Source organism: Piscinibacter gummiphilus, from assembly GCF_002116905.1.
GTDB lineage: Bacteria > Pseudomonadota > Gammaproteobacteria > Burkholderiales > Burkholderiaceae_C > Rhizobacter > Rhizobacter gummiphilus.
In genome coordinates, this window is sequence record NZ_CP015118.1 from 2,378,998 (window position 1) to 2,388,792 (window position 9,795).

The following is a 9,795-nucleotide window of genomic DNA, read 5'->3' on the forward strand; positions in this document are numbered from 1 at the left end:
GGCCCGGATCCGGGCCCATCCAGAAGAGGGTCACGATGACATCAGCGATTCCGGCACGGCCGTTCCCCGTGGACTTCGTTCGTCACCTGCGTGGTCTGGCGACGCACCGGCCGCACGACACGGCGGTGATCGCCGTGCGCGACGACGGCGGCCAACTCGTCGAGGAAACGATCGCCTACGCCCGCCTCGACCAGCGCGTGCGCGCCCTCGCGGCCCAGCTCCAGCGCGATCTCTCGCCCGGCGACCGCGTGCTGATCGCGCTCGAGAATGGCGACGACTACGCCGTGAGCTTCTTCGCCTGCTTCTATGCCGGGGTCATCGCGGTGCCGGTGTTCCCCCCCGAATCGCGGCGCGCCCACCACATCGGCCGCCTGCAGGCCATCGCGGCCGATGCCGGCGTGCGCACCATCCTCACCCACGGCTCGCTCGTGCCGCTGCTCGAGATCGTCGCGAGCGTGCTGCCGGGCGCGCGCGTGGTCGCGGTCGATGGCCACGGCGACACCGGGGCCGACGCGTGGACCGAACTCGCGGCGTCGCCGTCCGACATCGCGTTCCTCCAGTACACCTCGGGTTCCACGTCGGCACCGAAGGGCGTGATGGTCACCCATGCGAGCCTGATGGCGAACATGCGGGCGCTGGCCGAGGGCTTCGGCGTGACGGACTCCGACGTGTTCGTGACGTGGCTGCCGCTGAACCACGACATGGGCCTGATCGGCGGGCTGCTGCAACCGATCCATGCGGGCATCCCGGTGGTGCTGATGTCACCGCGCTACTTCATGGAGCGTCCGCTGCGCTGGCTCGAGGCGATCGCACGCCACCGCGGCACCATCAGCGGCGGACCGGACTTCGCCTTCCGCCTGTGCAACGAGCGCATCACGCCGCAGCAGGCGGCCCGTCTCGACCTGTCGTCGTGGGCGGTCGCGTTTTCGGGCGCCGAGCCGGTGCGGCCCGACACGCTCGACACGTTCATCGCGCTGTGCGCGCCGGGAGGTTTCTCTCCGAAGGCGGCTTACCCGTGCTACGGCCTGGCCGAGGCGACGCTGTTCCTGACCGGCGGGCGCCGTGGCGAGGGCATGACCGCCACTCGCTACTCGGCGCGGGACCTGGCGGACCGGGCGGTGTCCGCGGACGCGAGCGGCGTCGCCCTCGCGGGTTGCGGCCGGACGGTCACGGACCATGCCGTGCGCATTGCCGACCCCGACACCCTGCTGCCCATGGCCCCGGGGCTCGTTGGCGAGATCTGGGCCGCCGGCCCGAGCATCACGCGCGGCTACTGGAACAAGCTCGAGGCCACGCTCGACACCTTCGTCGAGCGCGATGGTCGCACGTGGCTGCGGACGGGTGACCTGGGCTTCGAACACGGCGGTCACCTGCACATCGCGGGCCGCCTGAAGGACATGATCATCGTGCGGGGCCACAACCTGTACCCGCAGGACATCGAACGTGCCGTCGAGGACGCGGTGGACGCCGTGCGCAAGGGCCGTGTGGCGGCGTTCTGCGTCGACGGGCCCGGCACCGAACGCATCGGCGTGGCCGCCGAGGTGTCGCGCAGCATGCAGAAGCTGATCCCGCCCGAGCGCCTCGTCGAGGCCCTGTCGGAAGCGGTGGGTGAATTCTGCGGCGAGCCGCTGGCGGTCGTGGTGCTGCTCAACCCGGGCGGACTTCCGAAAACCTCGAGCGGCAAGCTGCAGCGCCGCGCGAGCCGCAGCGGCTGGCTCGACGGCACGCTGGACGCCTATGCCGTGCTGGCCGACGGCCGCCTCGTCGTCGGTTCGCCCACCCCGGCCGCGCCGTCCGTCGCGTCGCCGGTGGCCCCGGCCGCGGGCTTCGCCACCACGCTCGCCGCGCTGTGGCACGAGGTGCTGAAGCTCGATCCGGCGGTCACGCTGCGCGCCGACGCCCACTTCTTCGGCAGCGGGGGCAGCTCGCTCACGGCCGCGGAGCTCAGTGCGCGCATCGAGGCCCGGTGGGGTGTCGCGATCGGCCCCGGCGACGTGTTCGAACACCCCCGGCTCGACGACCTCGCGCGCCACGTCGCCGAGCGGCGGCAGGCCGCGCCGCGGACCCCCGAGGCCCCGGTGGCCGAGGCGGTCGGCCCCGCCGTGATGTCGCATGCGCAGGAACGGCAGTGGTTCCTGTGGCGCCTCGATCCCGCGGCCACGGCACACCATGTGGCGGCGCGGCTCGATCTGTCCGGTGACGTCGGCATCGGCCGCCTGCGCGAGGCGTTCGCGCGTGTCGTCGCGCGCCATGCGCCGCTGCGAACCGTCTTCCGGGAAGGGACGGATGGCTCCGCCGAGCCCGTCGTGCTGCACGACCTGCACGTGCCGGTGGACGAGGAGGACCTGCGCGCCGCGGACGGTGCGGCCGACGAGGCCCGCCTCGCGGACGCCCTGGGCCGGCTGAACGGGCAGCCGTTCGACCTCGCCACGGGGCCGCTGCTGCGCGTGGCCTGCCTGCGCACGGGGCGCGACGCGCACGTGCTCGTCCTGGTGATGCACCACATCGTGTCGGACGGGGCCTCGATGCAGGTGCTGCTCGACGAGCTGGCCGCCCGGCTCCGTGACGACGGGGTCGAACCGCCCCCGCTGCCGCTCTCGTACGCGGCCCATGCGGCCCGCCAGCGCGCGCGGCTCGCCGGCGGCGAGGGGGCTCGCCAGCTCGCGTGGTGGCGCGCCACGCTGGGCGACGACCATCCGGTGCTCGAACTGCCGGCCGATCACCCGCGCCCCGCCCAGGCGCAGTACACCGCGGGCTGCCTGACCCTCGACGTTCCCGGCGAGCTGGTCCAGGGCCTGCGCCGGCGGGCGGCGGCGGAAGGGGCCACGCTGTTCATGGTGCTGCTGGCCGGCTGCCAGGCGCTGCTCCATCGCTACACGGGACAGCGTGACGTGCGCGTGGGCGCCCCCATCGCGAACCGCAGCCACGACGCCCGCGGTCTCGTCGGCCTCTTCGTGAACACCGTGGTGCTGCGCAGCGTGGTGCACGGCCGCCTGCCGCTCTCCGAGGTGCTGGCACGCGCCAAGGCGGCGGCCCTCGGCGCGCAGGCGAACCAGGACTTGCCGTTCGAGCAGCTCGTCGAGGCGCTGCGCCCCGAGCGGAGCCTCAGCCACAACCCGCTCGTGCAGGTGACGCTGAACCACATCGCCGAGGATTTCCGCCCGTTCGAATCGGCGCTGGGTGTGTCGATGACGGCGTACGAGGTGCTGCGCGAGACGGTGCAGTTCGAGCTCACGCTCGAGACCCACGAGGCGCCGGACGGGCGCCTGCGTGTGTCGTTCGTGCACGCGAAGGAACTGTTCGAACCCGACACCGTCCGTGCGCTGGCCGCGCACTACCTGACCCTGCTGCGCGCCTTCGTGGACCAGCCCGGACAGGCCCTCGCCGACGTGGTGCTGCTCGACGGCATCGAACGCGAACGCCAGGCCGCCTGGGGCCGCGGGGCGGCGTCCGCTGCCGAGCCGCGCTGGGTTCACCAGTTCGTCGAGGCCCGGGCCCGCGAACGGCCCGATGCCGCCGCCGTCCTCCATGGCGACCAGGTCCTCGGATACGGCGAACTCAACCGCCGGGCGAACCGCCTCGCGCACCGGCTGATCGCGCTGGGCGTGGGGCCCGAGGCCCGGGTGGGCATCGCCGTCGAGCGGTCGGTCGACATGGTGGTGTGCCTGCTCGCGACGATGAAGGCGGGCGGCGCCTACGTGCCGCTCGACCCCGCCTATCCGACGGAACGGCTCCACCACATGGTGCGCGACAGCGGCATCGCGCTGGTACTGTGCCAGGGGGCGGTGCACGACCGGCTGCCCGCCGTGCCGGGCCTCGTGATGATCGACGTGGAGGCGGACCTCGCGGTCGACGTGCAGTCCGGCACCGAGTCCGGCGAGCGCGACCCGGAGGTCGTGCTGCACGGAGAGAACCTCGCCTACGTGATCTACACGTCGGGATCGACGGGCCTGCCGAAGGGCGTTGCCGTGGCCCACGGACCGCTCGCGAGCCACCTGCGAGCCATCGGCGAGGTGTACGCGGTGACACCGTCGCACCGCGAACTCTTCTTCTTCTCGCTGAGCTTCGATGCCGCGGTGGAGCAATGGATGACCCCGCTGTGCGGCGGCGGCGCCATCGTGCTGTGCGATCGCGAGGAACTCGCGGGCGAACGTTTCGTCGACCTCGTGGTGCGCCACGGGGTGACGACGCTGCACGTCCCGCCGGCCTACCTGCGGGTGGTGGCGCCGCTGCTCGCCGACGTGCCCTCGCAGGTCCGCACCTGCATCGTGGGGGGCGAGGCCTTCCCCTGGGCCGACTACACGCTCGCCCGCGCGGCCTTCCGCGCGCCGCGCATCGTCAATGCCTACGGCCCCACCGAGACCATCATCACGCCGACGGCGTGGGTCGGCGGGGAGCTGCCGGCGACTGCCTCGGGCAGCGTGCCCATCGGCACCCCGGTGGGGGCGCGCCACGTGCACGTGCTGGACGACGACCTGAACCTCGTGCCACGCGGCGTGATCGGCGAGCTCTACGTGGGTGGCCCGGAGATCGCGCGGGGCTACACCGGCCGGCCGGCCCTCACGAGCGACCGGTTCATCGCCGACCCGTTCGGCGCCGCGGGCGGCCGCCTGTACCGCACGGGCGACCGTGTGCGCTGGCACGCCGATGGCCACCTCGAGTACTTCGGCCGCCGCGACCAGCAGGTCAAGGTGCGGGGCTTCCGCATCGAGCTGGGAGAGATCGAGGCGAGGCTGCTCTCCCTGCCCGGGGTGCGGGAGGCGGTGGTCGGCGTGCTGGGCGACGGCGGAAGCGAACGCCTCGTGGCCCATGTGGGCGTGGGTCCGGGGACGGCGTTCGATGCCGAAGGACTGCGTGCGGCGCTCAAGGACCAGTTGCCCGACTACATGGTGCCGCACGCCATCGTGCCGGTGCCGGCGCTGCCGCTCACGCCCAACGGCAAGGTGGACCGCGCGGCGCTGCCGGCTCCCGCCTTCGGTGTCCCGTCCGGCACCGTGGCACCGGCCGGCGACCTGGAAACGGCCATCGCCGCCATCTGGGCCGAGGCCCTCGGTGTGCCGCGGGTGGGCCGCCATGACAACTTCTTCGACCTCGGCGGGCATTCGCTCCTGCTGATCAAGGTCCACAGCCGGCTCGCCGAACGCCTGGGCCTGGCGGTCTCGATGGTCGACCTGTTCCAGCACACCACGGTCAGCGCGCTGGCCGCGTGCGCGGCGAGGGGCGGCGCCATGCCGGCCGCCACCGCCGGCGACGTGCAGGCACGGGCGCAGCGGCAGCGCAGCCATTTCCTCAAACGCCCGACAACCGCGGAAAGAGCGACACCATGAACCCGACCGACCTCGACGTGGAGGACACCGACATCGCCGTCGTCGGCATGGCCTGCCGTTTCCCCGGCGCCTCCGATGTGGACACCTTCTGGGCCAACGTGCGCGACGGTGTCGAATCCATCGAGACCTGGACCGAGGCCGAGCTGCGCGAACGCGGCGTGCCCGAGGCCGTGCTGCGCGACCCGCAGCACGTGCGGGCCGGCGCGCCGCTGCCCGGGGTCGACCAGTTCGACGCCGGCTTCTTCGGCTATTCGCCGCGCGAGGCCGAGGAGATGGACCCGCAGCACCGCCTGTTCCTCGAGGTCTCGTGGCAGGCGCTCGAACACGCCGGCTACGACGGCGGGACCTGGGGCCGACCGATCGGCGTGTACGGCGGCGTGGGGGTCAACACGTACCTGCTGCGCCACCTGATGCCGAGCGGGCGTTTCTCCGACTTCAGCGACATCTCCTCGCTGCAGGGGCTGATGAACGGCAACAACAAGGACTCGATGACCACCACGGTGGCCTACAAGCTCAACCTGCGCGGGCCGGCCGTGACGGTGCAGACGGCGTGTTCGACGTCGCTCGCGTCGGTGCACGTGGCGTGCCGCGGCCTGCTGAACCACGAGGCCGACATGGCGCTGGCCGGCGGCGTGTGGGTCAACCTGCTGCACGACGGGGGCTACCGCCACCAGCCGGGGGCCATCCTGTCGTCCGACGGGCACTGCCGTGCGTTCGACGCACGAGCCACCGGCACCGTGATCGGCAGCGGCGCCGGCATCGTCGTGCTCAAGCGGCTGGCCGACGCGCTGGCGGACGGCGACACGGTGCACGCGATCGTCAAGGGCTCCGCGATGAACAACGACGGCTCCGCGAAGGTGGGCTACACCGCGCCGAGCGTCGAGGGACAGGCCGAGGTGATCCTCGCGGCGCAGGCGATGGCGGGGGTCGACCCGCGGAGCATCGGGTGCATCGAGGCCCACGGCACCGGCACCACGATGGGCGACCCCATCGAGATCACCGCGCTCACGCAGGCATTCCGGGCCGGCACCGGCGACCGCAACTACTGCGCGATCGGCTCGGTCAAGACCAACGTGGGCCACCTCGATGCCGCCGCCGGCGTCGCCGGGTTCATCAAGGCGGCGCTGGCGCTGCGCCACCGCACGCTGCCACCCAGCCTGCATTTCCAATCGCCGAACCCGCAGATCGACTTCGCGTCGAGCCCGTTCTACGTGAACACCACCACCCGGCCGTGGCCCGCGGGGGACACACCTCGCCGAGCCGGCGTGAGTTCGTTCGGCATCGGCGGCACGAACGTGCACGTCGTGCTGCAGGAGGCCCCGCTCCGCCCGGTGGCCACCGGCCTCGGGCGCTGGCAGTTGCTTCCGGTGTCGGCCCGCACGCCCGCGGCGCTCGACGCCGCGCTGGCCCGGCTTGGCGACCACGTCGCCCGCCACGACGGGCAGCGCATCGAGGACGTGGCCCGGACGCTCCAGACCGGCCGCAAGGCATTCCCGCGCCGCGCCGTGGCGCTGGTGCGTGGACGCGATGACGCCGTCGACGTGCTCGCACGCCGCGATCCCCGGCGCTTCCACGCCGGGGTGGCGCCGGCGGCTGAACGGCCCTCGGTGGTCTTCATGTTCCCGGGGCAGGGCTCGCAGCACGTGGGCATGGCCCGTGATCTGTACGAGACCGAACCGGTGTTCCGTGCCGCGTTCGACCGTTGTGCCGACGGGCTCCGGAACGAGCTGGGGCTGGACCTGCGCACCGTGGTGCACCCGGCCGCACCGTCCGAGGCCGACGCGGTCCGGTTGTCGGGCACGGCCCTCACGCAGCCCGCGCTGTTCGCCGTCGAGTACGCGCTGGCACGGCTGTGGACGAGCTGGGGCGTGGTGCCGCAGGCGATGATCGGGCACAGCATCGGCGAGTACGTGGCCGCCTGCCTGGCCGGTGTCTTTTCCCTCGACGATGCGCTGAAGCTGGTCGCCGCTCGGGGCCGCCTGCTGCAGGCGCTGCCGACGGGGGCGATGCTGGCGGTCAACCTGCCCGAGGCCGACGTGGCCGCGTGGCGCGACCGGGGCTGCGACGTGGCGGCGGTCAACGCGCCGCAGAGCTGCGTGCTGTCGGGTCCGTCCGAGGCCATCGCCGAGGCCGAGCGTGCGCTGGCGGCGCAGGGCGTGGCGGTGCAGCGGCTGCAGGTCTCGCACGCGTTCCACTCCGCGATGGTCGAACCGGCGGAAGCGGACCTGGAGGCCCTGGTGGCCGGCATGGTCCGTGGGGCACCCTCGATCCCCTTCGTCTCGAACGTCACGGGCCGCTGGATCACGGCGACGGAAGCCGCGGACCCGCGCTACTGGTCGCGCCACCTGCGCGGCACCGTCCGTTTCGCCGACGGCCTCTCCGAACTGCTGCGCGAACCCGGACGCGTGTTCCTCGAAGTGGGCCCGGGCGAGTCCCTCACGCAGCTGACGCGCCGCCATCCGGCGGCCGGCGCCGCCGTGGTGGTCTCGTCGCAGCCGCACCCACGGCAGGCGGACACCGCGGCCGATCACCTGCCGCTCGCCGCGGGCCGGCTGTGGGCTGCCGGTGTCGCACTCGACTGGGACACGCTGGCCCACGGCGAGGCCCGCCGACGCGTGCCGCTGCCGTCGTACCCGTTCGAGCGGCAGTCCTACTGGATCCCGGCCGGTGATCCCGGCGCGGTGCGCTCCGCGGGACCGCAGGACCTGGTGCGATCGCTCGACGACTGGTTCCACGTGCCGACGTGGCGCCGCGCCGGCGCGGCATCCACGCCCGATGCGGTGGATGGCACCGTGCTCGTGTTCGGCGATGCCGGGGCGGGCGCCACCGCTGTCGTGGACGCGCTGAAGGCGCGCGGCGCGGCGGCCGTGGTGCGGGTCGAGGCGGCCGGCGGATTCGAGTTCATCGGTGGGGACCGTGCGCTGGTCGCACCGGGGGAGGGGGCGGACGTCGTGCGCCTGCTGGCGGCGGTGCGGGAGCGTGCCGGTCCCGTGCGCCGCGTCGTCCACCTCTGGAACGCGGAGGTGGGGGGCGACGTCCCGGCACGCGGTTTCCTCACGCTGACCGCGCTGGCCCGCGCGCTCGACGAGGTGCAGCCCGGCGAACCGGTCGCCCTCGACGTGGTGACTCGCGGCCTTGCCGACGTGACGGGCGACGAACCGCTCGATCCGCGGCAGGCGCTGCTCGTCGGCCCGGGGCGGGTGCTGCCGCAGGAACACTCGTCGTTGTCGTGCCGGCTGATCGACCTCGGCGTGCTGCCGCTCGCCGGCGCCGCCATGCGCGTGGCCGCGGAGGTGCCCGCCGCGGACGAGGGCCTCGTGGTGGCCTACCGCGGCGCCCACCGCTGGGTGCAGTCGTACACCGCGGTGGCGCGGCCGGCATCGCCCCCCGGCCCCTGGCGTGACCAGGGGATCTACCTGATCACCGGCGGCCTGGGCGGCGTGGGCCTGGCCCTCGCCGAACACCTCGCCCGCACCGTGCGCGCGCGGCTCGTGCTCGTGGGGCGTTCGGCGCCCGATGCCGCGCGTCAGCAGGCGGTGGACCGCCTGCGCGGTCTCGGGGCGGACGTGCTCGTGCTGGAGGGCGACGTCGCGGAACCCGGCGACGCCCGCCGGTTCGTGGTGTCGGCCCGCGAGCGCTTCGGCGCGCTGCACGGCGTGGTGCATGCCGCGGGAATCGCCGGGGGCGGCCTCGCGGTCGACGCGACGGCGGTGCGGCTCGCCGGCGTGCTCGCGGCCAAGGTGGCCGGCACGGATGCGCTGCAGGCGGCACTCGGCGACGAACCGCTCGACTTCCTGATGCTGTGCTCGTCGCTCGCGACCGTGGCCGGGGGCCTGCGCAAGGTCGACTACACCGCGGCCAACGCGTACCTCGACGTGACGGCGCTGCGCGCGACGCGCGGGTCGCCGTACCCCGTGGTGTCCGTCAACTGGGACAGCTGGCGCGACGTCGGCATGGCGGGGGCGATGGCGATGCCCGACGGGGTGGGCATCCGCCCGGCCGATGGCGTGCTGGCGTGCGAACGCATCCTCGCCGCGCCGCTTCTGCCGCAGGTCATCGTGTCCACGGTCGACCTGGCGGCGCGGCTGGACGGCACGCGGGGCGACCTGCTCGCCGGCCCGCTGGTGATCGCGGCTGCCGACCGCGGCACCGGCCATGCCCGGCCGGCACTGACCACGCCGTTCGAGGCGCCCGACGGGGAGCTCGAGGAGACCATCGCCGGTGTGTGGCGGACGATGCTGGGCATCGCCGAGATCGGTCGTTTCGACAACCTGTTCGAGCTGGGCGGCGATTCGCTGCTGGGCATCCAGATCCTCTCGAAGGTGCGGGCCGTGTACGCGGTCGAGCTGCATCCCGCCCCGTTCTTCAAGCACCCCACCGTCGAGGCGCTCGCCGGGGTCGTCGAGAACCTGCTGCTCGACGAGATCGAGCGCCAGGACCTGGCCACCGCACCCTGAACCCGAGTCTC

Annotated in this window: 2 protein-coding genes; both read left to right on the top strand. The window is 73.4% G+C overall.

Annotation, left to right across the window (positions count from 1 at the left end):
• Positions 1-35: 35 nt before the first annotated feature.
• Entirely contained in the window at positions 36-5,327 is a 5,292-nt protein-coding gene (locus A4W93_RS10710; protein WP_085750597.1) for a non-ribosomal peptide synthetase, read from the top strand.
• The gene (locus A4W93_RS10715; protein ID WP_085750598.1) at positions 5,324-9,784 is read left to right on the top strand and encodes a type I polyketide synthase; all 4,461 of its coding nucleotides are present in this window, start codon (positions 5,324-5,326) and stop codon (positions 9,782-9,784) included. The genes A4W93_RS10710 and A4W93_RS10715 overlap by 4 nt, the downstream gene beginning before the upstream one ends.
• The last annotated feature ends 11 nt before the right edge of the window (positions 9,785-9,795 follow it).